Source organism: Pseudomonas sp. 5.2 (assembly GCF_059025405.1).
Genome location: NZ_JBYBHH010000054.1, coordinates 1 through 834, shown reverse-complemented (window position 1 = coordinate 834; position 834 = coordinate 1). Strand labels below are relative to the sequence as shown.

General features: G+C 56.5%; 2 protein-coding genes. Both read left to right on the top strand.

Features of this window, described 5'->3' with window-relative positions:
• Positions 1–65 precede the first annotated feature (65 nt).
• A complete protein-coding gene (locus tag AC5PZ0_RS28260; RefSeq protein WP_043204404.1) occupies positions 66–374 on the top strand; it encodes a transposase in 309 nt (102 codons plus the stop codon).
• A gap of 140 nt (positions 375–514) precedes the next feature.
• Positions 515–834, top strand: a 320-nt coding sequence (locus AC5PZ0_RS28255; protein ID WP_493856210.1) for an IS3 family transposase, incomplete at its 3' end; no start/stop codon positions are given.

Below are 834 nucleotides of genomic sequence, written 5' to 3'. Positions count from 1 at the left end.
TGAACTGGCCTAATGATCCCGGACACCTCTTAAGGGCGATATGATTCGCCCAATCAGGAGGTTCCATGCAAGAACGAAAGACTTATACCCGTGAGTTCAAGCAACGTGCTGCAAGCATGGTTCTTGATGATAACTGCTCGATTCCTGACGTCTGCGCATCAATGGACGTCGGCCCTACGGCGCTGCGCCGTTGGGTGGATCAGGTACGAAAAGAGCGCCAAAAAGGCCAGCCAGTGGCAGGCACCAAGGCAATCAGCGACGAACAGCGAGAGCTCCAACAACTGCGAGCCAAGGTCAAGCGACTGGAGACTGAGGCTGAAATCTTAAAAAAGGCTACGGCTCTCTTGATGTCGGATCCCGATCGTTTTTCCTGATTGAGGAACTGAGAGAGTCGGGCGCGTATCCGACCAGCCTGCTTTGCGACGCCCTGGGCGTTTCCCGCAGTGCGTTTTATGACTGGCTTCGTCGCCGTTCAGCGCCGAATACCAAACGTGAGGCGCTCAGAGCAAAAGTCGTGCAACTGCACGTTGAAAGTCGAGGAAGCGTAGGCGCGCGGATGATCTCTCAGCACTTGAAGGCCCAACAGCTCAAGGTGGGGCGGTATCTGGCCGGAAGGCTCATGGCGGAAGCTAACCTGGCCAGCAGGCAGCGCCGTCGTCATCAGTATCGCTCTAGGGGCGTCGAGGCATTTGTGGCCAAGAACCTGCTCGAACGTAACTTCGAGCCAACGGGAATCAACCAAGTCTGGTGCGGCGACGTTACCAGCCTGATGGTCGGGAAGCGCTGGTATCACTTGGCGGTGGTCATTGATCTGTTCGCCCGCCGAATTGTTGG

Bases quoted from the DNA above. Each gene is read 5' to 3' on its own strand.
- AC5PZ0_RS28260 (WP_043204404.1), top strand. From the start codon at position 66: ATGCAAGAACGAAAGACTTATACCCGTGAGTTCAAGCAACGTGCTGCA.